General features: G+C 56.7%; 21 protein-coding genes. 8 read left to right on the top strand and 13 right to left on the bottom strand.

All coding sequences use genetic code 11. The annotated features are described in order from the left end of the window. Positions 1-15 precede the first annotated feature (15 nt). The 4 genes from HMPREF2919_RS09305 to HMPREF2919_RS08100 all read left to right on the top strand — a co-directional run bounded on the left by HMPREF2919_RS09305 (position 16) and on the right by HMPREF2919_RS08100 (position 3,673). Complete coding sequence (locus tag HMPREF2919_RS09305) at positions 16-1,248, top strand: Wzz/FepE/Etk N-terminal domain-containing protein (RefSeq protein WP_070667149.1); 1,233 nt, start codon at positions 16-18, stop codon at positions 1,246-1,248. 206 nt (positions 1,249-1,454) lie between these two features. Next, positions 1,455-1,937, top strand: coding sequence for a PssD/Cps14F family polysaccharide biosynthesis glycosyltransferase (gene pssD, locus HMPREF2919_RS08110; protein WP_049327955.1), 483 nt, complete (start codon positions 1,455-1,457; stop codon positions 1,935-1,937). A 277-nt stretch (positions 1,938-2,214) separates the two neighbouring features. Next, positions 2,215-2,925 carry a glycosyltransferase gene (locus HMPREF2919_RS08105; protein WP_012904007.1) on the top strand — a complete coding sequence of 237 codons (711 nt, stop codon included), beginning with the start codon at positions 2,215-2,217 and terminating at the stop codon, positions 2,923-2,925. A 250-nt stretch (positions 2,926-3,175) separates the two neighbouring features. Beyond that, complete coding sequence (locus HMPREF2919_RS08100) at positions 3,176-3,673, top strand: DUF2505 domain-containing protein (RefSeq protein ID WP_012904008.1); 498 nt, start codon at positions 3,176-3,178, stop codon at positions 3,671-3,673. A gap of 145 nt (positions 3,674-3,818) precedes the next feature. Here HMPREF2919_RS08100 and HMPREF2919_RS08095 read toward each other — a convergent pair whose 3' ends face one another. The 7 genes from HMPREF2919_RS08095 to rfbB form a co-directional block, all read right to left on the bottom strand. Continuing rightward, the gene (locus tag HMPREF2919_RS08095; RefSeq protein WP_012904009.1) at positions 3,819-4,316 is read right to left on the bottom strand and encodes an FAD synthase family protein; all 498 of its coding nucleotides are present in this window, start codon (positions 4,314-4,316) and stop codon (positions 3,819-3,821) included. 526 nt (positions 4,317-4,842) lie between these two features. Further along, complete coding sequence (sufU, locus tag HMPREF2919_RS08090) at positions 4,843-5,313, bottom strand: Fe-S cluster assembly sulfur transfer protein SufU (protein ID WP_005506960.1); 471 nt, start codon at positions 5,311-5,313, stop codon at positions 4,843-4,845. A 66-nt stretch (positions 5,314-5,379) separates the two neighbouring features. Continuing rightward, positions 5,380-6,678, bottom strand: a complete 1,299-nt coding sequence (locus HMPREF2919_RS08085; RefSeq protein ID WP_049341601.1) for an aminotransferase class V-fold PLP-dependent enzyme — start codon at positions 6,676-6,678, stop codon at positions 5,380-5,382. 203 nt (positions 6,679-6,881) lie between these two features. Further along, positions 6,882-7,469 (bottom strand): aminoacyl-tRNA hydrolase, encoded by a 588-nt coding sequence (pth, locus tag HMPREF2919_RS08080; protein ID WP_012904011.1) that lies wholly within the window; start codon positions 7,467-7,469, stop codon positions 6,882-6,884. 146 nt (positions 7,470-7,615) lie between these two features. After that, entirely contained in the window at positions 7,616-8,275 is a 660-nt protein-coding gene (locus HMPREF2919_RS08075; protein WP_012904012.1) for a 50S ribosomal protein L25/general stress protein Ctc, read from the bottom strand. Positions 8,276-8,519: 244 nt separating this feature from the next. After that, on the bottom strand, positions 8,520-9,944 hold the full coding sequence (gene rfbD, locus HMPREF2919_RS08070; protein WP_070594036.1) for a dTDP-4-dehydrorhamnose reductase: 1,425 nt from the start codon (positions 9,942-9,944) through the stop codon (positions 8,520-8,522). Continuing rightward, entirely contained in the window at positions 9,944-10,942 is a 999-nt protein-coding gene (gene rfbB / locus HMPREF2919_RS08065; protein ID WP_070594035.1) for a dTDP-glucose 4,6-dehydratase, read from the bottom strand. Before rfbB ends, rfbD begins: the two co-directional genes overlap by 1 nt. A gap of 74 nt (positions 10,943-11,016) precedes the next feature. On the opposite strand from rfbB, the gene rfbA reads away from it, so the two are divergent. The 4 genes from rfbA to HMPREF2919_RS08045 all read left to right on the top strand — a co-directional run bounded on the left by rfbA (position 11,017) and on the right by HMPREF2919_RS08045 (position 14,721). After that, positions 11,017-11,877: a glucose-1-phosphate thymidylyltransferase RfbA gene (gene rfbA / locus HMPREF2919_RS08060; protein WP_012904014.1), complete on the top strand. Its 861-nt coding sequence runs from the start codon at positions 11,017-11,019 to the stop codon at positions 11,875-11,877. A gap of 96 nt (positions 11,878-11,973) precedes the next feature. Then, on the top strand, positions 11,974-13,446 hold the full coding sequence (locus HMPREF2919_RS08055; RefSeq protein WP_012904015.1) for a tyrosine-protein kinase domain-containing protein: 1,473 nt from the start codon (positions 11,974-11,976) through the stop codon (positions 13,444-13,446). Between the two features lie 112 nt (positions 13,447-13,558). Further along, complete coding sequence (locus HMPREF2919_RS08050) at positions 13,559-14,416, top strand: nucleotidyltransferase family protein (protein WP_049352238.1); 858 nt, start codon at positions 13,559-13,561, stop codon at positions 14,414-14,416. After that, a complete protein-coding gene (locus HMPREF2919_RS08045) occupies positions 14,413-14,721 on the top strand; it encodes a PqqD family protein (protein ID WP_012904017.1) in 309 nt (102 codons plus the stop codon). Before HMPREF2919_RS08050 ends, HMPREF2919_RS08045 begins: the two co-directional genes overlap by 4 nt. Positions 14,722-14,810: 89 nt before the next feature. Here HMPREF2919_RS08045 and HMPREF2919_RS08040 read toward each other — a convergent pair whose 3' ends face one another. The 6 genes from HMPREF2919_RS08040 to HMPREF2919_RS08015 all read right to left on the bottom strand — a co-directional run bounded on the left by HMPREF2919_RS08040 (position 14,811) and on the right by HMPREF2919_RS08015 (position 21,715). Next, complete coding sequence (locus tag HMPREF2919_RS08040; protein ID WP_070507830.1) at positions 14,811-16,058, bottom strand: glycosyltransferase; 1,248 nt, start codon at positions 16,056-16,058, stop codon at positions 14,811-14,813. Positions 16,059-16,070: 12 nt separating this feature from the next. Beyond that, positions 16,071-17,018 (bottom strand): glycosyltransferase family 2 protein, encoded by a 948-nt coding sequence (locus HMPREF2919_RS08035; protein WP_070667147.1) that lies wholly within the window; start codon positions 17,016-17,018, stop codon positions 16,071-16,073. A 65-nt stretch (positions 17,019-17,083) separates the two neighbouring features. Continuing rightward, the gene (locus HMPREF2919_RS08030) at positions 17,084-18,124 is read right to left on the bottom strand and encodes a glycosyltransferase family 4 protein (protein WP_049346739.1); all 1,041 of its coding nucleotides are present in this window, start codon (positions 18,122-18,124) and stop codon (positions 17,084-17,086) included. Between the two features lie 2 nt (positions 18,125-18,126). Then, the gene (locus HMPREF2919_RS08025; RefSeq protein ID WP_070634157.1) at positions 18,127-19,521 is read right to left on the bottom strand and encodes an O-antigen ligase family protein; all 1,395 of its coding nucleotides are present in this window, start codon (positions 19,519-19,521) and stop codon (positions 18,127-18,129) included. After that, positions 19,518-20,633 carry a glycosyltransferase gene (locus HMPREF2919_RS08020; protein ID WP_070667145.1) on the bottom strand — a complete coding sequence of 372 codons (1,116 nt, stop codon included), beginning with the start codon at positions 20,631-20,633 and terminating at the stop codon, positions 19,518-19,520. The genes HMPREF2919_RS08025 and HMPREF2919_RS08020 overlap by 4 nt, the downstream gene beginning before the upstream one ends. Next, complete coding sequence (locus HMPREF2919_RS08015; RefSeq protein ID WP_049355028.1) at positions 20,630-21,715, bottom strand: acyltransferase family protein; 1,086 nt, start codon at positions 21,713-21,715, stop codon at positions 20,630-20,632. Before HMPREF2919_RS08015 ends, HMPREF2919_RS08020 begins: the two co-directional genes overlap by 4 nt. Between the last annotated feature and the right edge of the window lie 11 nt (positions 21,716-21,726).

Raw genomic sequence — 21,726 nt, 5'->3', positions numbered from 1 at the left:
CTCTAGGATGTCCTCATGGATAACACCTCTCATACCTCCTCGGTTACCCTTGGCAACCAGGTACGTCGCATTTTCCGACACCGTCTGCTGATTCTGCTGTCGGTTGTGGTTTTCGCTGTGGCGGGTGCCGTCTACGGCTACATGACCAATAGCAAGTACACTTCTAAGGCTTCGCTGGTTGTTTACCCGCTGGTGGTTGATCCCGCCGGTACCGGTAGCGCTAACTCCGCGAAGGTGGATATTGCGACCGAGTCTCGCGTTGCATCCTCTCGCGAGGTTGCACAGAACGCGGCAAAGTCTCTGATTGCTAATGGCGATACCCTCTCTGAGGCTCAGCTGACCAGCCGCTTGATGAACTCCGTCAAGGTGACCGGCACCTCCCAGACTGCTGTTCTGGATATTGAGGTGCCCCGCCCCAACGGTACGGAGGCTGCACGTTACGCTAACGCTATGGCGAACGCATACCTGCAGGTTCGTTCCGAGTCGCTGAAGAGCAGCGTTGATTCTGCTCTGCACCAGATTGATGAGCAGATTTCGGCCCTCGAGGGTGATAACAACCGTGCGGGTCTGCTCTCTCAGTTGCAGGACCGTCGCGCTCAGATTCAGCTGACTTCCACCACCGGTGGTCGCGTGATGAGCGAGGCTCAGGTTCCTTCTTCTTCCTCGGCTCTTGGCCCGGTGAAGATGGGTATTGTTGGTGCTGTTGCCGGTCTGCTGATTGGTGCTGTGCTGGCGTACGGTCGTGACCGCACTATGCGTCACGTTGGTTACGCTGATCGTCTGGAAGATGCTGGTATCCCGGTTCACGAGCTGGGTTCCACTTCTGAGGCGAATGACGCGTTCATGCTGCTGCGCACCATTGGTGCTCCCGACGGCGACGTGAAGAGCGCTGGCGCTTCCGGCATTGTGATTCTGCCCGGTACTGACCGCGGTGTTGAGCACCTATACCAGATGCTGCAGCGTGTTCTGCCCACCGAGTACGCACGTTTCACCGATTACGCTTCGGTCCGTGACGCGCTGACCCGCCACACTCCCGAGTCGCTGGTTGAGAAGAGCGAGACTCCTCTGGTGATTAGCCTGAGCACCGCTACTCCCCTGTCGACTCAGCTGCGTTTCGTCCAGGCTGGCGGCGTGGCTCTGGTTCCGGTGACTGCGGCTACTTCTCTGCAGCAGGTTCGTGAGCTTTTCGCTCAGCTGGATCAGCTTGAGGGCGTGAACGCTCTGGCTGTGTTCCTGGATCGCGAGTAATCAGACCGCGAGTACTCGGGGTTCTGTTGATGGATGCCTCGCCTCTGTGCGGGTTCGTCCTTCGTCCTTGAGCGTAGGGTGCGGTGGTACCTGCTGAGGCGGATCTATTGTGATAGGTCTGTTGATGCAGGTGCCGCCGGGCCCGTCAGCTCACCTTTATCTTCTCTTCTTATTTTTCTCTTGTATTGGGGCTTTAGGAGAACACTATGACTGAGGCAACTTCCTCTCAGGCACCGAAGAAGAAGCTTCTGCTGGTTTCTAGCAGTGGCGGACACTTGAAGCATCTGACGGCTACTTCTGCTGCGTGGCAGGATTATGACCGCGTGTGGGTTAGCTTTAAGCAGCCCGATGTTGAATCTTCTCTGGCTGATGAGAAGACCTATTGGGCGTATTACCCGACCACCCGAAATATTAAGAACGCTATTCGTAATCTGTTCTTGGCATTTCGTATTTTTCCGAAGGAACGTCCGGATGCGGTTGTTTCTGCCGGCGCCGGTGTTGCCGTTCCTTTCTTTGTGGCGGCTAAACTCTTTGGAGTAAAGACTCTTTATATTGAGTGTTTTGATCGCCCGACTCTGCCGACGATGACCGGCAAGATGCTGTACACCTTTGCTGATCGAATTATTGTTCAGAGCGAGGAACAGCAGGAGAATTTCCCTGATTCTCGTGTGATTCATCCCATTTTCTAAGAGTGATGAATTTATCCTGAAAATAGCGTCCTCGCGTGTGCTGAGGGCGTTATTTTCAGGGTATAGTATTTATTAATACATACAGATACGCATAAGTCGTGCGCTCCACTGTGGACTCACCATCCAAGCGAACTAACCACTCGCCAGAGAAGCGTATGCGGAGATTACTCACCATTTTCTCCGGCACGACGCCGCCGCGTATACCAATGATGCCCTCCGGATTTTTGCGTCAGGTATACGGGGTTACTACCGATAAATACATAGAGAGGAATAGGCTATGTCTATTCAGGACTTCCCCCACGTCAGCGTTGATACTTCCAAGTTCGACCTGCCCGTATTTACCCCTGCCGTCGCGCCCGTTCGTATTCCTACTAAGACTTACGATTTGGTGGTGTCCCTCGGCACCGACGTTCACACTTTTGATCGTCTTCTGCGTTGGGTTGAGGCTTATCTTGAGGCTCACCCCGAGGTCACCTGCCTCGTGCAGCATGGCCACACTGCGCCCATTAAGCACGCAGACAACCTTAAGCTTCTTCCCGCCTCCGAGCTTTTGGACTACTACGCAACCGCACGCGTAGTACTGGTTCAGGGCGGCCCCGGCTCCATCCAGGATGCACGCCGCACCGGCGCTCTGCCCCTGGCTGTTCCGCGCCGCGCAGAGTTCAATGAGGTCGTTGACAACCACCAGGTCCCCTTCACCGCTCTGATGGAGAAGCGCGGCCACGCTGTTGTCGTTGAGAGCCGCGAAGATCTCTTCGCTAAGCTCGATCTTGCCCTGGCGAACCCCTCCCTGTTCCGCACCGCTGAGCCTTACGTCTCCACCCCGGAGATTTCCGCAGCTCAGCTGGGTGAGGAACTGCAGGACCTGCTCGCCGGCAAGACCCACCGTAAGGATTCCTTCTGGGGCCGCCTGAAGCAGGCTGCTCGCGCGCACCGTGCGGGTAAGGCTGAGATGGCTCGCATCGACGCGATGGCTCCCAGCGCCTAAGGTTTTCTTGCTTTCTAAGCTCAGCATCCTCGTGATGCGGTGTGGGAGGTGCCCGGCCGGGCGCTTCCCACATTTTTAGACCGGCATGCGAATCCTCCAACCACCCTGTGAGAGGCTGTGGATGTTTTCCCTTGTTCACGGCATATTCTCAGGTGGATTCGCGTCTTTACATTGGTTGCGAAACCCCGCGCACCGTATCCTTAGTAAGGGATAATGCGCGGGGTTTTCGCGCACTACGAAAGGAACAATTATGGCAGTTCAGGAATCGACCGTTATCAACGCAAGCGTTGAACAGGTTATCGAGGCGTTCTCTAGCGAGGATTTCGCACGCTTCGTATGCTCCGAGGTTGGCGTGGAGTTCGGTAGCTTCTCCGTTTCCGGTGACACCTCCGCCGAGTTCACCGCAACCACCGAGCGTACCGTACCCGCTGAGCGCGTGCCGGACATCGCTCGTAAGTTCGTCGGCAACGGCGTTGCTATGACCCAGATGGACACCGTAAGCGCACCGGCTGCTGACGGATCCCGCACCGTTTCTACCGAGGTCAAGGTCAACGGCGTGCCCGTGTCCGCTCAGGCTACTCAGAAGCTGACCCCCGAGGGCGAGCAGACCCGCCTGGACGTCAACGGTGAAGTCTCCTGCTCCATCCCACTGGTGGGCAAGAAGATTGCAGCCGCTGCTGAGCCGCAGGTTGGCCGCGTGCTGAAGGTTCTGGGCTCCTCCGCTGAGAAGTGGCTGGCACAGCGCTAAAGCTTATGAGACGCTCACCTTTGAGGTGTAGCTGATATACCGCCAATATGCAGAGAATCCCCGCCGTAAGTACTTACGGCGGGGATCCTCTTTGTGTCTTTATGAGTCTTATGAGCTCTAACGCACCTATGAAGGGGTAGGAGCGTTAGGAGGCGACGGTCGCCTCGGAGTATTCGCGTTCGCCAAGCAGCTCAGCAAAGCGGCGCATCTCTACGCGCAGGTCGTGCTCTGCTTCGAGTAGGTCAACGACCTTGCGCAGCTTGGTGCTGGAGGTGTGCTCGGTGTAGGGGAAGTAGTGTACTTCCACGCCGACCTCTGCGAAGCGTGCTTCCAGGGCATTGCCCTTTTCGGTGCCCTTCCAGTCGTCGCCCTTGAAGAAGACGTTGAAGGGCTTCTGCTTCCAGGTTTCGAGCTTGTCGGGGTTGGTTTCAACGTGCACTTCGTCCACGTAGTCGATGTGGCTGACGATGGCGGCACGCTCTTCGATGGGGATGACGGGGCGACGACCCTTGGTCACTTCCAGAACGTCATCGTGCACGACGCCGGCAATGAGGTAGTCGCAGTTTTCCTTAGCCTTGCGGAGAATCTCGAGGTGGCCGTAGTGGAAAAGGTCGTAGGCGCCTGCGGCGTAGCCAATAATCATAGGGCTTCCTTGTGGTTGGTAGCGGCGATGGTTATTCCGGTGTGGTTGAAGTACCGGAGGGTGAGAAACGTATCCGCGGTCTAGGGTGAGAGCATGAGATGAAACGAAGAATGTGCAATATTGAGAAAATATTTTCTTATATTGCCCTATTTCTTCGCGCTGTTGCCTTAGAACGTGCGGGTCCGAAAAGAGTTTCTCGAGGGTGCTGGTTGGGCGCCCTTCGTCCTTTTATTTTACCAGTCACCTTTTTGAAGGAAAAAGGAAAAGATATAAATATGAGGCGGATACGGTGTAGTATCCGCCTCATATTTTCATCCTATTGATTTAAATCAAAGAAAACTTATATCAAGAAAGGGCAGGGGGTAGATTCTCAGCTCGGGTCTCGTTCGGTGCTTACCGCTAAAAGTTCATCAAAAAATATTACACATAAATGCAATATATTGTCGATGGTTCCATTCGGTATTTTCGATTGGCGTTCAAATACTAGCTACTCCCCCGCCGTTTCCACTACATTCTCAGCGAAGAGTTAGTTCTTGGCTGCCGCTTCCTTAGTGGCTTCTTCAACAGCAACCCACGAGAGCATTGCGCACTTCACGCGCGCCATGAACTTCGAAACGCCGGAGAAAGCCGCCATATCGCCGTACTCCTCTTCGTCCAGAGTCACCTTACCGCGCGAACGCAGCATCTCGCGGAACGCATCCACGTGGCTCTGCAGCTCGGAGGTGGTCATGCCGGGAGCCATTTCAGAGAGCACGGAAGCGGCAGCCATCGAAATGGAGCAACCGTCGCCTTCCCAAGAGATCGACTCGATGGTCTTCTCGCCATCCTTCAGCTCGTCAGAGAGCACCACGCGCAGGTTGATTTCGTCACCGCAGGTGGGGTTGTACTGGTGGTTATCGGCGCTTGCGTGGCCGGCGGGTACCTCTACGAGGTGCTCGCCGCTACGCTGCTTGGAATGCTCCAGAATGATTTCCTGGTACAGGGATTCAAGAGACACGGTGTTCTTCTTCCGTCAGTTGGTCTGTCTGAAAAATTGAGGCGTTAGCTTCTAACGCGTCTACGTTTAGAACCCGAAGTAGGGGCGCACCTCGGCAAGTGCCTTCAGGAAAGCGTCCACATCTTCGGTGGTGTTGTAGATGTAGGTGGATGCACGGGTCGAGGCGGTCACACCGGCGCAGCGGTGTAGCGGCTGGGCGCAGTGGTGGCCCACGCGCACAGCGATACCCTGGGTGTCGAGCAGCTGGCCCACGTCGTGCGGGTGCACACCCTCAATGGCGAGGGCTACCAGGCCGGCACGCTTGGAGGGGTCGGCGGGGCCGAGCAGGCGCACGCCCTCAATCTTCTGAACACCCTCAACCAGGCGAGCGCCCAGTTCGTGCTCCCATGCCTCAACGTTCTCCATGCCCAGGTGCTGCAGGTAACGCACGGCGGCGGCGAAGGCGACTGCCTGCGAGACGCGCTGGGTACCCGCTTCAAACTTGATGGGGGCGGGCATGTATTCGGCATCCTGCAGACCCACGCGGGTAATCATGGAGCCACCGGTCAGGAAGGGGGGCAGGGCCTCAAGCAGTTCGGCACGACCGTAGAGGGCGCCAATGCCGGTGGGAGCCAGCATCTTGTGGCCGGAGAACGCCGCAAAGTCGACGTCCAGGGCGTGGAAGTCTACGGGCATGTGCGGCACGGACTGGCAGGCATCCAGCACAACGAGAGCGCCGTGCTTACGAGCCATGGCGACCATGCGGGGCACATCGGTAATCGCGCCGGTCACATTCGAGACGTGGGTGAACGCCACGATGCGGGTCTTCTCGTTGATGATGCCCTCGGCAGCAGCGTAGTCGAGCTGACCGTCCTCGGTGGAGGGGATGTGGCGCAGGATCGCGCCGGTACGCTGAGCAAGGATCTGCCAGGGGATGAGGTTCGCGTGGTGCTCAATCTCGGTGGTGACGATTTCATCGCCGGGGCCCAGCGCAAAACGCTCGGCGGCGGGACCGCCGATACCCTGCGAGGCGTTACCAATGGAGTAGGCAATCAGGTTCAGCGCCTCGGTTGCGTTGGAGGTCCACACTAGCTCTTCGTCGGTAGCGCCCACGAAGTTGGCGACGGTGATGCGCGCGTCCTCAAACAGGTCGGTTGCCTCAACCGCGAGGGTGTGTGCGCCACGGTGTACGGCAGAGTTAGCGTGCAGGTAGAAGTCGCGTTCTGCGTCGAGCACCTGAAGGGGTTTCTGGCTGGTCGCCCCCGAATCCAGGTAGACCAGAGGATGCCCGTTAACCTCAGTGTTGAGGATAGGAAAATCCTTACGAAGCTGGCGTACAATGTCGTCGCTCAGCGGGGTGTTGGCGGGGGTGGAGTATTCAGCCACGGGTACCTTCTTCTCTCGCTCATACGCTCCACGGTCGGGTGTTTTCCCGTCGTGGAGCGTATAACGTCATTCTTTTCTAGCTTATTCCCTCACCGGGCTCTTGCATAGTTAGGTAGAGCCTAGTTCACACATCGGCCCGCATCATGCATTACCCCAGTTCAGTGTTGACCCAGTTCAGTGTTTACCCGGCACGGGTCATACGGCTAGGAACCTGCGCCGTGGTAGCGCTGCTGGGTTGCCAGCAGGCCTTCCTTTACGAGCATCATGGTTGCATCCGCTGCGTTTGAGATGAGGAAGGGCAGGTCCTTCGCTTCAGTGCTACTGAAGGGCTTGAGCACGAAGTCTGCGGTGTCCATGCGTCCGGGAGGACGACCGATGCCGGTGCGAACACGGTAGTAGTCCTTGGTGCCCAGCGCCTTGGTGATATCGCGCAGACCGTTATGGCCGCCCTCTCCCCCACCAATCTTGAGCTTAATGGTGTCGAAGGGGATATCCAGTTCATCGTGCACCGCGATGATACGGTCGGGGTTAATATCGTAGAACTGGGCTAGAGCCGATACCGGGCCGCCCGAGGTGTTCATATAGGTCAGGGGCTTGGCCAGCACTACCTTGGGTCCGCCTATACCCAAACGTCCTTCCAGCACCTGGGCGCGCGCGCGTCCGTGCTTCTTGAAGCCACCGCCTACTTCACGCGCCAGTTCATCAACCACCATCTGGCCGATGTTATGGCGGGTTTTCTCGTACTCCGGGCCCGGGTTCCCCAGACCAACAATGAGCCACGCATCAGACATATCTTCGCCCTTTCCACGGCGCTGTAAAAGGTTTTTAGAAAATTCATGGACTACACCATTCTATGAGTATGGCCCGCTACCACCTCAGAAGAGAGGTAGCGGCGGGCCATCCACAAATCATTGTTGCGCTAGGCGCAGGGCGCGGTCTAGTGCTTTGAGTTATCTGAGTCGTGAGCTTCGCCAGCCTGATCTGATTCCTCGGAAGCTTCAACGATGTCACCCTCGGGTGCGTTTTCGCCTTCTTCACCGGGCTCGGGAACGTCGAGTTCCTCGGGCTCAGAAACGTTAACGATCAGCAGTTCAGCGTCTGCAACCAGGGTTACGCCTGAGGGCAGTTCAACGTCTGATGCCAGAACGTGAGCGCCAGCTTCGCGGCCTTCGATGCTCACGGTCAAAGCTTCGGGTGCCTTCAGTGCGTCAGCTTCAACCAGAAGAACGGTTTCTTCCTGGTTAGCAACGGCGCCAACAGCAGGCTCGCCTTCAACGTGTACAGGAACCTCAATCTCAACGCGCTCGCCGCGCTTAACGGTCAGCAGGTCGATGTGCTGCAGTTCAGGGCGGATTGCGTGACGCTGGATGTCCTTGATCATTGCGAGGTGTGATTCACCTTCGATGTCGAGGTCGAGGATAGCGTTGGGGACGCGGGCAGCCAGGGTGGTTGCGTGGCCGGGGAGTACTACGTGCTTGGGCTCTTCGCCGTGGCCGTAGATGACGGCGGGGATGTCGCCTGCCATGCGGATGCGGCGCGCGTAGCCCTTGCCGAAGTCGCTACGTACGGTAGCTGAAATTTTGATGGTATCTGACATGAGTTGTCCACCCTTTCTTGGTTAGAAGTTATGCGCCAAGTGGAATAGGGACTGGCGCCAGAAATCTCTTTCCAACCAGCCACCGTCAGTTACGGACCTACACGTTTCGTGTATTCCACCGCCTTGGCCAAGACAATATTGTACAGGTTCCCGGCTCTTCTTCAAGGGCCGGGAACCTGTGATATGGCGCTTTTCACGCCTTTTATGCTGTTATCAGCAGATATTAGGACCAAATCCTAGAGGATTAGGAACCCATTTCTGCAAGGTAGGCGGCGAGCGCCTCGCGGTGATCGCGCGGGGTGAAGCCTGCAGCAATCAGCTTGGACAGGTCCATTGCCGAGTTCGTCGGACGGTGAGCGAAGAGCTCAGCGTTGGCGAAGTATTCCTCGGTGGTGGTGTCGCTGACGCGTGCCGGGTCATGGCCGGTGCCCTCGTACACTGCACGAGCGAACTGTGCCCAGTTGATGACCTCACCGGTGTTCGACACGTTGTAGGTGCCGTATTCAGCGCCGGAGAAGAGCAGGTGCAGGGCAGCTGCTGCCAGGTCCTGGGTGAAGGTCGGGCGACCCCACTGGTCGGCGACCACGGACGGGTCGATACCGCGCTCAGCCAGGGACGCCATGGTGCCCACAAAGTTCTTGCCGGCGCCAACAACCCAGCTGGTGCGCAGGGTGTAGTGCTTACGCCATGCGGCGGCGGCAACCTCACCGGCAGCCTTGGATGCGCCGTAGACGCTCAGCGGTGCCAGGGGGTAGTCCTCCGGGTATTCCTCGCCCAGGGGCAGGGAGCCGTCAAAGACGTAGTCGGTGGATACGTGAACCAGCGGCAGGTTAGCTTCTTCACAGATGGAGGCAAGAGCGCTCACACCCAGGGCGTTAGCTGCCCAGGCGTCACGGCGCCCCTCGGGGGTTTCTGCCTGATCCACTGCGGTGTACGCTGCAGCGTTGATGACCGCGCGGAAGGAGCGCCAGCGGAATGCGTCGCGCCACTGCTCGGGCTTGCCCAGGTCGAGGCGGTCGCGATCCACAGCCAGGAAGGGTACGTTCTGCTCGGTGAGCTGGCGAACCAGCTCGGTGCCGAGCTGACCGCCCGCACCAATAATCAGGATCGGGTCGGCTTCCAGGGGCTTGATCTCGTTCAGACGCGGGTGGTTACGGTCCTTCTCGGAGAGTTCCGCCTTCGCCAGGTCGATAGGCCAGTCGATTGCGACGGTCTCATCGGCAAGGTTCAGGAAGCTGTAGCCAGATACTGCATCCGCCGACCAGTGGTCGTTCACCAGGTAGGTGTAGGCGGTGTTCTCTTCCAGGGTCTGGAAGGAGTTACCCACGCCGCGGGGCACGAAGATTGCGGTGTCCGGGCCCAGCTCCACGGTGACGACCTTGCCGAAGGACTCGCCGGCACGCAGGTCAACCCACGCGCCGAAGATACGGCCGGTCGCAACAGAAACGTACTTATCCCACGGCTCGGCGTGGATACCGCGGGTGGTACCTATCGAAGCGTTGAACGAGATGTTGTTCTGCACCGGGTTGAAGTCGGGCAGACCGGCTGCGACCATCTTCTCGCGCTGCCAATTTTCCTTGAACCAGCCGCGGTTATCGCCGTGAACCGGCAGGTCAATGATGAGCAGGCCGGGAATCTCGGTTTCAGTAACCTTCAATTCCTTGGTCATTACTGGCCAGCCTTTGCGTACTTCGCCTCAACCTCAGCCTTCAGGGGCTCCCACCAGCCGCGGTTATCGGTGTACCACTTAATAGTGTCGGCAAGACCGGATTCGAAGTCGGTGAACTTCGGCTCCCAGCCGAGCTCTGCACGCAGGCGGCTACCGTCGATTGCGTAGCGCAGGTCGTGACCGGGGCGGTCAACCACGTGCTCGAAGTCGTTCTCGTCCTTGCCCATCAGACGCAGGATGGTGCGCAGAACGGTGATGTTGTTCTCTTCACCGTCTGCACCGATGAGGTAAGTTTCGCCAATCTTGCCCTGCTCCAGGATGCGCAGCACAGCAGAAGAGTGGTCGGATGCGTGAATCCAGTCACGAACGTTCAGGCCCTCGCCATACAGCTTCGGGGTCAAACCCGAGAGGATGTTAGTGATCTGGCGGGGGATGAACTTCTCGATGTGCTGGTAGGGGCCGTAGTTGTTGGAGCAGTTAGAGATGGTTGCTTCAATACCGAAGGAGCGGACCCATGCGCGCACGAGCAGATCGGAGCCTGCCTTAGTGGAGGAGTAAGGGGAAGAGGGGTTGTAGGGGGTGGTTTCGGTGAACTTTGCCGGATCGTCCAGATCGAGGTCGCCGAAGACCTCGTCGGTGGAGATGTGGTGGTAGCGAGTGCCGTGCTTACGGACTGCTTCCAGAAGGCTGAAAGTACCGATGAGGTTAGTGTGGATGAACGGTTCGGGGTTGGACAGGGAGTTGTCGTTGTGCGATTCCGCAGCGTAGTGAACGACAGCATCTGCCTTGCCGACCAATTCGTCAGCCAGCTCGCGGTCGGCGATGTCGCCTACGACGAGCTTAAAGCGGGATTCGGGAAGACCCTCCAAAGACGCAGCATTTGCGGCGTAGGTCATCTTATCCAGCACAGTAATAGTGTGATCAGTGTTATCGATGAGGTGGTGAACAAAGTTCGAACCAATAAAACCGGCACCGCCGGTAACAAGAATGTGAGCCATACGGTAGATTTTACCTGGCTAAACAGTGATTTTTATGCCTCAACAAAGAGATAAACATGACACAATAAGAAGTTATGAAGGGAATTATTCTTGCCGGCGGTACCGGAAGCCGTTTGCACCCTATCACTCAGGGTATTAGCAAGCAGCTCACTCCGGTCTATGACAAGCCGATGATTTACTACCCGCTGTCCACTCTCATGCTGGCGGGTATCCGCGATATTTTGATTATTACCACTCCTGCCGACCAGGAGCAGTTCCAGCGACTGCTCGGTGACGGCTCCCGTTTCGGTATTAATCTCGAATACAAGGTGCAGCCTTCCCCGGACGGCCTGGCACAGGCATTTATTCTGGGTGCCGACTTTATTGGCAATGACCCTGTAGCGCTCGTGCTCGGTGACAATATCTTCTACGGTCCCGGCCTGGGTACTCAGCTTGCCACCTACGAGCAGAAGGACGGCGCAACCGTCTTCGCTTACCGGGTTGCTGATCCTCGCGCCTACGGCGTGGTGGAGTTCGACGAGAACTTCAACGCACTGTCCATCGAAGAGAAGCCCGAGAACCCCAAGAGCGACTACGCTATTCCGGGTCTGTACTTCTACGACTCCAAGGTTGTAGAGTATGCACGTCAGATTAAGCCTTCTCCGCGCGGTGAGTTGGAAATCACTGACCTCAACCGCGTCTACCTGGAACAGGGTAAACTGAAGGTTGAGGTTCTGCCTCGCGGTACCGCGTGGCTCGATACCGGAACCTTTGATTCACTCGCTGATGCCACTAACTTCATCCGCACTGTTCAGAGCCGTCAGGGCCTGTCAGTTGGTTGCCCGGAGGAAATTGCGTGGCGCCACGGTTGGCTCTCCGATGAGCAGTTGCGCGACATTGCTACCCCGCTTGTTAAGAGCGGTTACGGTAGCTACCTGCTCGGATTGCTCCGCTAATAAACACCAGGGGATTTTCGTATCCCTTCACCGCCTGCAACAACACTCCACGTTGCAGGTACACTAACTCAAACTTTCTGGAGTATTCTCACTACCATGACCATTTTGGAATTTTTCCGCACCACGAGGGCTAACCTCTGGCTGCTGATTATTGGCATCGTTGTCGGTGCCGCAGCGGGCTTCGGCTATGCCTCTCTCCAGCCGAGGGTCTACGCTGCTTCGTCCTCGGGCTACGTGACCGTGGGCGAGTCCGGTACGGTGGATGTTCTCTCCGGCTCTACAGCCGCTAAGGAGCGCGCTCGTTCCTACGCTGCTATCGTCTCCTCTGAGGCCGTGGCACAGAAGATTAAGCAGAACAACCCCGAACTCTCCATGACTACCGGGCAGATTCGTGCAAGCCTCACTGCAACTGCGGGTGATAACGCCGCGCTGATTACCGTGAGCGCGCAGGCTTCTTCCCCGAAGAACGCACAGTTGCTCGCTAACGGTGCGTTGCAGGCTACCGCCGACTACATCAAGGAGATTGAGCAGAACCCCGGTAATGCTCAGGCTCTGGTAAACGGCGAAAACACCGGTGCATCCCCGACTGGCGGCAACACCGTTCGCGTGATTCCGCTGAATAACGCAAGCGTGAACCCGCCGCTGGTAGCTCCGAATTACCAGCAGAACACTCTTATCGGTGCTGGCACCGGTTTGGTTCTGGTCTACGCTGCAATCTTCCTGCGCCGCGCACTGGATCAGCGCATCCGCACTCGTGACGATGCTACCAAGGCAACCGGCGCGAGCATCCTGGGTGTTCTGCCCGTCAGTGACGACCTGAACGAAGAAAACATCGTTAACGGCAACACCGACGACCACATCGCACAGGAATCCATTCGTCAGTTGCGCACCAACCTGCGCTTCGTGAACGTTGACACTCCCCCGCGTTCGTTCATCGTCACCTCCGCAGTGCCCGGTGAAGGTAAGTCTACCGTGTCGCTGTCGCTGGCTCGCGCAATGGCTGATGCGGGTTCGCCCGTCATCCTCATTGACGCCGACCTGCGCCGCCCGACCGTGGCTAAGAAGCTGAAGCTCGACGCTAAGGTCGGTCTGACCCAGGTTCTGGCTGGTCAGGTTGAGATTGCTAACGCTGTGCACCAGCTGGGTGATTCGAACCTCTTCGTCCTGCCTGCAGGCCGTATCCCCCCGAACCCCTCCGAACTTCTGGGTTCGGATAAGATGCGCCAGCTGATTAACGAGCTCTCCGAAGAGTTCATCGTGGTCGTTGACGTTCCGCCGCTGTTGCCCGTGACCGACGCTTCGCTGCTCTCCCACTCCGTGGATGGCGTGATTCTCGTTGGTTCTATCGGCCGAAGCCACCGTGAGCAGATGACCGAGGCTGCCAACATCCTGAAGAAGGTCAACGCTAACCTCCTCGGTATGGTTCTGAACCGTGCACCCCGTAAGGGTCTGGGTAACTCCTACTACGGCTTCGGCTACGCAAGCGCCTACGTTGGTTATGCAACCTACTACGGTTACGGCAAGGACGGCGACAAGAAGTCGTCAAAGAAGTCCTCGGCTAAGAAGTAATAACGTAATAAGCGCCCTAAATTATAGGGAGCGACTTAGGGCGGGATGGGCAGTATTTTCTGTCTGTCCCGCCTTATACTTATCTGGTATACATGTGCACCGAAAGGCTATTGTGACCACTCACTCATCCAATACCCCGGAGCCGCAGACTACTCCGCTCGCGGCACGGATTCGGCTTGCGCACGCCTACTTCCAGCGAATTGCCGACATGCACTCCATCGATATTCTGCATGTCAAAGGCTACGCTTTCTCCCAGGAAATTTACCGCAAGGGCAGGTACAGCTCCGACGCTGACCTGCTCGTCCGTCCCTCTCACGTGGACCGCTTTGTAGAGATCCTTCTGGCAGATGGATGGCGTATCCAAGCCCACTTCGAAACAGGTTCCGTGTTCGAGCACGCGATGACGCTCTACCACGCTTCATGGGGCCTGACTGATATTCATCGTTTCTTCCCCGGTCTAGGACGCCACGGCGATTATGAGAAGGCGTTTGACCGCGTCTGGGCGGCACGCAAGACCCGTATGATTGCTCACCGTCCCTGCACTGTCCCCAGCGATCTGGACGCGCGTCTTCTCGTGGTGCTTCACCGCGCCCGCGCAGCATCACGCTACAGTGCAGATATTAACTACCTGGTCTCTCTGCTCTCCTACAGCGATTGGCAGCGCCTACAAGCCCGCGCCGAGGAGCTTGACTCGTCCCTGGCATATAGCGCGGCTATGGGCGGTCTGGAGCAGTACCGTGACGACCGCGACTACCTACTGTGGCTGTCGGTCTCCCAGGATGTGCCCCACTACATCCAGTGGATCGGACGTCTGCAGTCGGCGACGACCCTGCACGATAAGCTACGCACCCTCAAAAATATTTTCTTTGTGAATAAGGACCATTTGGCGATGCAGCTGGGACGCACCCCCACTAAGGCAGAGATACGTGCAAAGTTCTTTGATCGTTTCGGAATCAAGGTGAAAAAATGAGCAATCCGGTAGATTCCCGTCAGACCGTATACGGCATCCCCGAGAACATCGCGTATGTTCATTCTGAAGAGTTCGCTAAGTACTCCCCCACGGCAACTTATCTCGCGAATCTTGCCAACGGTGAGCTGTCTGTTCTTCAGGATTCTGCCTCCATTATTTGGAGTATTTTTGAGGACCCGATGTCTCTGCAGGATGCTATCGACGAGCTCTGCGAAATGTATGAACAGCCCATAGAGACCATGGGACCGCAGATTGAGGGTTTCATTCCCGAGCTACTCTCCAAGGGGCTCCTAGAGGCCCGCTAAGGCCTCCAGAAGGCGCAAAGAAGGCGGGGCGGTAGAAAAAAACCTTAGTTTCTACCGCCCCGCCTTCTTCTATGAGCCGTTGAGCTCTTTTAGTCTTCAGGCAGAGCCTGCACGTACATCTTCAGGCGGCTGATGAAACGAGCCTCCGAGAAGCCATCAACGTGCTCACGGATGTAGTCGGCATCCCAGTCATCCGGATTGAAAGCCTTGAGGGCTTCCACCAGCTGTTCCACAGTCGGCTGGTTGATGAACATGCCGGTCTTACCTTCCTGAATGGTATCCAGGAAGCCACCCGCACGGTAGGCAATCACGGCCTTGCCGCTAGCGCCCGCCTCCAGCGGGGTAATACCGAAGTCCTCATAAGAGATAGCCAGCAGCGCCAAGCAGTGACGGTACGCGTAACGAAGCTGCGCATCCGAGACACCCGAAGCAATACGAACAGTCGGGCCAGCAAGGGCCTCCAGGCGTTCCTTCTCCGGGCCGCGACCAATCACCAGCAGCTTCTTACCCAACTCATTACACGCCTCAACAGCCTTATCAACATTCTTGTAGGGCAGCAGACGCGAAACAATCAGGAAGTAATCGTCCGATTCGGTAAACTCTTCCAGACCCGGAATAGGCTCAACCGGTGCGGTGGCGTCTACCGAGTGCGGCGGGAAGAAAATCGGAACGTCCTTCTTACCGTAGACGTTCTCAATACGCTTCTTAATCACGCTCGCATTCGCCACGTACACCGCCGAACAGTGAGCCGCCCAGTGATCCCACAGCATCAGTGCAGGACGCAGAGTCTTCAGCAGCAACGGCACGGGACCGGTGCTCTTCTCACCCAGGTACTGATCGCTCAGGTACAGCCAACGCGCCGGCGAATGGCAGTAAATGAACTTACGACCAGCAAAGTTGAAGCCGTGCGCCCAGCCGGTCGTCGACACCACAGCACGCTCAGCCGGCACCTTCAAGAGAGAAGAAGCAAACGGCAGAATCGGCAGAGCCATACGGTGGTTACGACGCAGGTAGCCAATCTTGTTCAGCGGACTCGTGATAATCTTCGCGTCCTTGAACTCGGGGAAGGTGCCCTCCGGGTCGTACAGAGTCGTGTAAATCGGTGCATCCGGGAACGCACGGTGCATTGCCAGCACAACACGCTCCGCACCGCCGCGCTGAGTCAGGTAGTCGTGGGCAATTGCAATCTCTTCAGTAGCCTCAGGCTTCACCAGCGGCACGTAACGACGCACCAGGCGGCCAAGCTTCTTGAGGCTCTTCGGGATATCCGCAAGCACCGCGTCAGGGTTCTTCGGCCCGGTAAACGGAGCGGAGGTCAAGAGCTGAGTGAGTGACATTTTCTTTTCCTCCTAGAAAACTTTCTGAGCTCGCTCAGGATAGTGAATACCGGCGTAAGATGCAGCCTCAACCTGCAAAGCCACAAGCTTCTCAGCCGCCTTAGCCGGCAGCTTGAGCAGAATCTTATCGCTCGCATCCCCCAGAGCCTTGATGGTCTTCTCGGTGGTGAAACGAGCGAGGGTCTTGACCAAGAAACCCCAGGGACCGGTCGGGTTCGGGGCAGGGTGCGCCGCATCGCCGTGCTTACGCACGAAGATGGTGCGAGCAGAACCCGAGTGTAGGGCACGCAGGGCACGCACCGCAGTGGTGGTAGCCTCAGCATAGTGCTTGACCTCAACCTCATCAGAGATGATGATGCGGCCACCAGCGTCATGAACCATCTTGCCCATGTCTACGTCTTCCCAGCCGTAGAGACGGTACGCGGGGTCGTAGCCGCCAGTACGCTCAAAGTACTCCGCAGAGATAGAAGAGTTACCGTTCCAGTACAGCCAACGGCCTTCTTCAGCTACACTGAGGGCGCCCTCTTTGAATCGAGCATCGCGGAAGTTACCGTACACACGAGAGTAGGGAGTGTCCGGGTACACGTTCTTCAAGGTACCAATCACACCGTCATAATCACGGTGCAGGCGGATCTGCGCCTCGACGTAGTCGGATGCCGGCTCAAGATCGTCATCGCAACGGATGAGGACATCCGCATCAGCCGCACGGTGGCCAGCGTTCAGCGCAGCCACGCGGCCACGGTTCTCCTCGAAAACGATCTTGGTCAGGTTCAGCTTGCCTTCGGCAATGTAGCGGTCAAGCACAGCTTCACTGTTATCGATATCGCCGTCGAGGACCACGATAACTTGGAAGTCCTTCTCGGTCTGGGCGGCAAGCGCATCCAGCGGGTAGTGCAGAATATCTGCACCACCGCGAGACGGAATGATAACCGCAGCCTTGTAGCGGTGAGTAGTCGTCATAATTTTCCTTCGGGGTTTGAGTGAGAGGATATCCGTTGGGAATGGCCTATACGTTTAGAGGCACCTTAGCGGATAAAACGCTCCAGAATCTCACCAACACGGACCTTGCCTGCTTCAGGCGAGTAATTCTCCTGCCAACGCCAGAACAGCTCGGAGGTTCGCTCCGCCAGGGCATCCGTATCTTCTCGAAGCTCAGTACCCAGGCTCTTAATGGCCTGCGCAAGAGCTACCGGCTGATCAGCAGGCACAACGTACGGGTACGACGCGCCGCCCAGCACCTCCGACAGAGCACCAGCATCACTGACCACCACAGGGACGCGCGCGCTCATCGCTTCAGCGACCACCAAGCCAAAGGACTCAGGGGCAATCGAAGGTACAACAAGCATGTCAATGTCACCGAAAAGACGGTCTGGGGTAGTCCAGCCCAAACGCGTGCTGAACGTAGCAACACGGGCTAGGGCGTCCTCAACCTCAGCACGTTCTTCATCAGATGCGAAGACAGGCTCGCCACCAATCACCAGGTCGTATTCAATACCGTTAGAGTTCAAGGAACTCATCGCCTGGCACAGGGTCGCGATGCCCTTAGACGGAGTCAAACGCCCCAGGTAACCGACGCGAAGTCGGCGCTCCCCCACACGGTGATCCAGCTCGGTGGATACGCCACTGACCCAGTTCGCGAACAGCTCGCTACCGGGGCAGGCACGAGCCACATAGCGGCTAGGCACCAGGGTGACAGACGCCTTATGGCGGGCAAAGGGTACGAGCTTCGCGTTCACACCGGTAGGCAGCTGGTGCAGGTGCACGATGCGGTTCTTACGGCCGCCCGTTGCCGCTGCGGGAACCAGACCATTGCACCACAACAGAACGTCCTTATGGCGAGCGTGCCAGCTACGCAGAGCCACCATGTACTGTGCGCGGTTCTTAGCCGGCAAGACAATGCGGGGGAACCCCTCATCCGCAGCAGCTTCTACAAGCTGCTTCGGCTCGGAAGGACCCACAATAGTGACCTTGTAGCCAAGGCTACGGGCTGCGCGGGCAATGTTCAGGAGCATGACCTCGCCGCCGCCCATGTCACCGTTATTGGTGGCGATGTAGAGTTCTTTCATCGTTATACTTTCCTCGCCTGCTGACGGATAGAACTGACGTCAAACGATTTAGAAGTAGTCAACTTCTTAGGCGTTTCTTGATGGGTTACAGAGGCAGGAGCTTCATTCTCGATGAGCTCGCCGTTCTGCAGCGCAGGTTTTTCATCGCTACTCTGCACCTTCTGCATAGCACCTGGTTCCTGCTGTCCGCTATCTGAAGCATCCAGATCCTTATCCGGGTTCAGGTACAGCAATGCAAGACCCACCACGATAGCCCACGGCACAGTCAGAATCACCTCTCCAAGACGCTGAGAGGTAATAATGATAATCACCATTGCGGCTTCGGCAATAACAATGCGCTGAGTACGCTGCTGCTTCCAGATGAATGCGGCAGAAATCATCAAGGATACAACCACAATCATATAGACCCATCCGGCCTCCTGGACCAGCGTCATATATGAGTTGTGGAAGTAAAAGTATCGGTCTTGTAGCGGAACCTGTGCAGTACCCAAACCGCCGCCGTACCACGGAACCACATCAATCATGCGGTACATTCCTTCGTCAATTCGCTGACGCAATAGGTCACTACCGAGGCGATCCGAGAAAGCACCAGCACGAGCAAAGTTATCTTCCAGGTAGTTCACGCCTAGATAGAACAGATACGCCAGAACAGCTTTGCCGAAGAGATTCAGACGGTAGGAGAAGTACAACCACAGGACGGCGAATGCGTACGCCGCCAATGAAGTGCGAGAACCAGTCAGCCACAACATGCCCGCGCTAACAGCAATAGCAGCAATACGGTGGCTTGTCTTTCTGACCATAGCGACAAAGAGGAAACCGAAAAGCGCATAGTACAGACCCGATTGGTTCTTATCATTGAGCCAACCGGTCAACGTACCACCATAGTTATCAGGTGCGATACCCGCGTAGAAGCCAATGACGTTGATCAAGAGGCCAAAGGCCACACCAAACAGTAGAGAACGGATATCAATCTTCTTCTGCGCAATCTGCAGAGCAAGCAGTACCACAACCGCCATACGCACAGCACGACGAATCGCATATTCAACAGGGAAGCTGTTGAACGTCAAAGTCTCAAATAGTGCCCAGCCAATGGCCAACAGAAGAATCGTAAAGAACAAGCCGTTGTAGGTGTTCTCGATTTTGGCAGGCTTAGTCAAGTTGTAGAGTACAAGCACCATCACCACAACAGTTCCAACTGGCATGGCGAAGAACGCTGTTGTAATACCAATAAAAATCAGGCCGAACCCCGCCCAGAAATCGAGCATCGATAGCTTGGACACACTACCAGCAAGGTACTTTGCTTCAGCCTTCGCAGCCTGCCCAAAGCGAGTGGCATTGCTCGATGCGGCACCTGGATACTGGGTTCCAGATGCAGGTTGAGAGTGAGCTACAGTCATTTCTTCTCCAAAATACGAGCGTATATCTCGGCGGTCTGAGCAGCCATCTGCGCGTTTGAGATCCAGGTAAAAGGCACCGATTCCCCCTTCTGCAGTTGCGCGCGCATAGCCTGCAGAACATCCTGAGTCAGGGTTGCACTCTGGCGGTCCACCAGCTCATCAGCGCCCAGAATCTCCGGGTTGCCGCCCACAGCGGTAGCGACCGTCTTCAAGCCGGCTGCCTTAGCATCCAGCAGAGTGTAGGAGCAGTTCTCCCACACCGACAGCTGAACAATCATGTCGCTACGGCCCATAGCCTCAATCGGGTTAACGAAGCCGCTGAAGGTCACCGAATCGCCCAGGTTCAGACGCTGAGCCTGAGCCTGCAACTCGGATGCCAAATCGCCAGATCCCGCAATCTCAAGATGAGCCTTCGGGTACTCAGCACGAAGCTGCGCAAAAGCATCCAACAGCACGTCGATGCCCTTCTCAGGGGACAGACGAGACAGCGAGAGAATACGCGGACCCCCCTCAGAGGGAATACGCTGCTGCTCAACAGCTGCATGTACCTCGAGGATATCCACACCGTTATACACCAGCTCCACGCCACGAGCGCCCCACTTGGCGCGCATCTGATCAGCGGTAGAACGAGAAACAGCAATCGCCTGGTCGGTACCCCACAGGCGCACACGGTGCACGGTCTCCATGAGCTTAGAACGCCAGGAGCTGCCGTGATACACCGAATCGTTACCGGCAATACCGTGCTCAGTGGTCAGGAGCTTCGGCACGCAGGTACCACGCTTGATTACACTACGGACGCGCAGAGCATTCACCACAGCGGTTGCGACGACGTCCGCATATGCGAGGTGGCTGTGCACAATCTCCGGGCGAAGCTGCTCAATAGCCTTCTTCAAAGAAGCAAAGGAAGTCTTAAAACCGTAGTCGGGGCCGAACTCAGCCTTGATGACGGTGACGCCCAGTTCCTCGAGGCGCTCGGTCAGCTTACCCTCGGGGGCGAGAACCACCAGGTTAAAGCCGGGGAGCCCGGCACGTGCCATATCGACAACGTGCCGAGCTACTCCACCAAAATCGGGAACCGGAACGACCCAAAGAGTCGTTGGTGTAGTGGTCATGCCTTAGTCAACTTTCGAGTGAGGAAAGAACGGAAGGATGCAGAAACCTTAGTTTCAATGGAAATATGCACCAGGTAGGCGAAGCAAACCACCAAAACCAATGCAATAATACGTGCCCCCCAGGGACCAGCCACCGGGTAGAACAGATCCACCAGCATATAGCCGACCATAGCGTGGCCCAAGTACAGGGGGTAGGAAATACGTCCCAAGAAATTCAGCGGACCCTTTGCAAGTACCGGAACGTTCTTCAGGTATACAACGATGAAGAACACCAGGCTAATCAGCGCCACACCGATTCCATGAGCAAGATCATGCATCAGCGCTGCGTTGAGGGAAGCCAGAATTGCAAAGTACGGAATGTGCCAGGTGAACTTTCGATCATGACTGTACATGAAGAACATCATGCCCAGACTAAAGAGCGAAGAATGTTCCGCAACCGCAGCCCACACAATCATCTTCGGTGCTCCACCGAGAGAAGCCTCAGGGTGGAAAAGCAGACACAGAGCCGTACCGATAACCGACCAGGTAAGCAGAATCGTAGTCAGCTCCCCACGGTAAATCTTTCCCTTCCTGATAATCAGGTACAGGGCGACCATCACGTAGAACTGCAGTTCAACTGCCAGCGTCCAGTACACCTGATCCACGTTATCCACACGCAGGAAGCGTTGCAACATCGTTGTGTTGATTAGGGTCTGCGGAATCGTAATATGGCGTCCGGGGTTTCCATAGATGAAATACACCAGCGCTGATACAGCCAGCGCAAACCAGTATGTCGGGTAAATACGAGAAAAACGCGAAACCGCGAACTTCAGTGCCGACCCGCTCTTGATAGCGCTGAGCAGGATTACAAAGCCAGAAATAATGAAGAAGAGCTGAACACCCAGCTCGCCCAGAGGAATATCGTAAGGCGAGGGGGCGGTTCGCGGGTAATTTTGAGTAGCCGGAACACCCAGGTGATAAATCACCACGGTAATAGCAGCCAGGCCACGGAACCCGTCTAGCTCCCGGAAACGCCCGGGAGTAATGAAATTCTGATCCAGAATTTCACCCTCCCGAGCTTTTACGGTCTGAGACTTGGCCATAGACGCTAATC

Origin of the sequence: Rothia sp. HMSC068E02, assembly GCF_001813565.1 — a bacterium.
GTDB lineage: Bacteria > Actinomycetota > Actinomycetes > Actinomycetales > Micrococcaceae > Rothia.
The sequence above is the reverse complement of the archived record's forward strand: the minus strand, read 5'-3'. Positions and strand labels throughout refer to the sequence as shown.

What these genes read in the sequence shown, in the direction of transcription:
- HMPREF2919_RS08035 (WP_070667147.1), bottom strand. Translation starts at nt 17,018, where the DNA reads ATGACGACTACTCACCGCTACAAGGCTGCGGTTATCATTCCGTCTCGC.
- HMPREF2919_RS08100 (WP_012904008.1), top strand. Translation starts at nt 3,176, where the DNA reads ATGGCAGTTCAGGAATCGACCGTTATCAACGCAAGCGTTGAACAGGTT.
- HMPREF2919_RS08020 (WP_070667145.1), bottom strand. Translation starts at nt 20,633, where the DNA reads ATGACCACTACACCAACGACTCTTTGGGTCGTTCCGGTTCCCGATTTT.
- rfbA (WP_012904014.1), top strand. Translation starts at nt 11,017, where the DNA reads ATGAAGGGAATTATTCTTGCCGGCGGTACCGGAAGCCGTTTGCACCCT.
- HMPREF2919_RS09305 (WP_070667149.1), top strand. Translation starts at nt 16, where the DNA reads ATGGATAACACCTCTCATACCTCCTCGGTTACCCTTGGCAACCAGGTA.
- pth (WP_012904011.1), bottom strand. Translation starts at nt 7,469, where the DNA reads ATGTCTGATGCGTGGCTCATTGTTGGTCTGGGGAACCCGGGCCCGGAG.
- rfbB (WP_070594035.1), bottom strand. Translation starts at nt 10,942, where the DNA reads ATGGCTCACATTCTTGTTACCGGCGGTGCCGGTTTTATTGGTTCGAAC.
- HMPREF2919_RS08030 (WP_049346739.1), bottom strand. Translation starts at nt 18,124, where the DNA reads ATGAAAGAACTCTACATCGCCACCAATAACGGTGACATGGGCGGCGGC.
- HMPREF2919_RS08025 (WP_070634157.1), bottom strand. Translation starts at nt 19,521, where the DNA reads ATGACTGTAGCTCACTCTCAACCTGCATCTGGAACCCAGTATCCAGGT.
- HMPREF2919_RS08055 (WP_012904015.1), top strand. Translation starts at nt 11,974, where the DNA reads ATGACCATTTTGGAATTTTTCCGCACCACGAGGGCTAACCTCTGGCTG.
- HMPREF2919_RS08095 (WP_012904009.1), bottom strand. Translation starts at nt 4,316, where the DNA reads ATGATTATTGGCTACGCCGCAGGCGCCTACGACCTTTTCCACTACGGC.
- HMPREF2919_RS08015 (WP_049355028.1), bottom strand. Translation starts at nt 21,715, where the DNA reads ATGGCCAAGTCTCAGACCGTAAAAGCTCGGGAGGGTGAAATTCTGGAT.
- HMPREF2919_RS08045 (WP_012904017.1), top strand. Translation starts at nt 14,413, where the DNA reads ATGAGCAATCCGGTAGATTCCCGTCAGACCGTATACGGCATCCCCGAG.
- HMPREF2919_RS08040 (WP_070507830.1), bottom strand. Translation starts at nt 16,058, where the DNA reads ATGTCACTCACTCAGCTCTTGACCTCCGCTCCGTTTACCGGGCCGAAG.
- pssD (WP_049327955.1), top strand. Translation starts at nt 1,455, where the DNA reads ATGACTGAGGCAACTTCCTCTCAGGCACCGAAGAAGAAGCTTCTGCTG.
- HMPREF2919_RS08105 (WP_012904007.1), top strand. Translation starts at nt 2,215, where the DNA reads ATGTCTATTCAGGACTTCCCCCACGTCAGCGTTGATACTTCCAAGTTC.
- HMPREF2919_RS08075 (WP_012904012.1), bottom strand. Translation starts at nt 8,275, where the DNA reads ATGTCAGATACCATCAAAATTTCAGCTACCGTACGTAGCGACTTCGGC.
- rfbD (WP_070594036.1), bottom strand. Translation starts at nt 9,944, where the DNA reads ATGACCAAGGAATTGAAGGTTACTGAAACCGAGATTCCCGGCCTGCTC.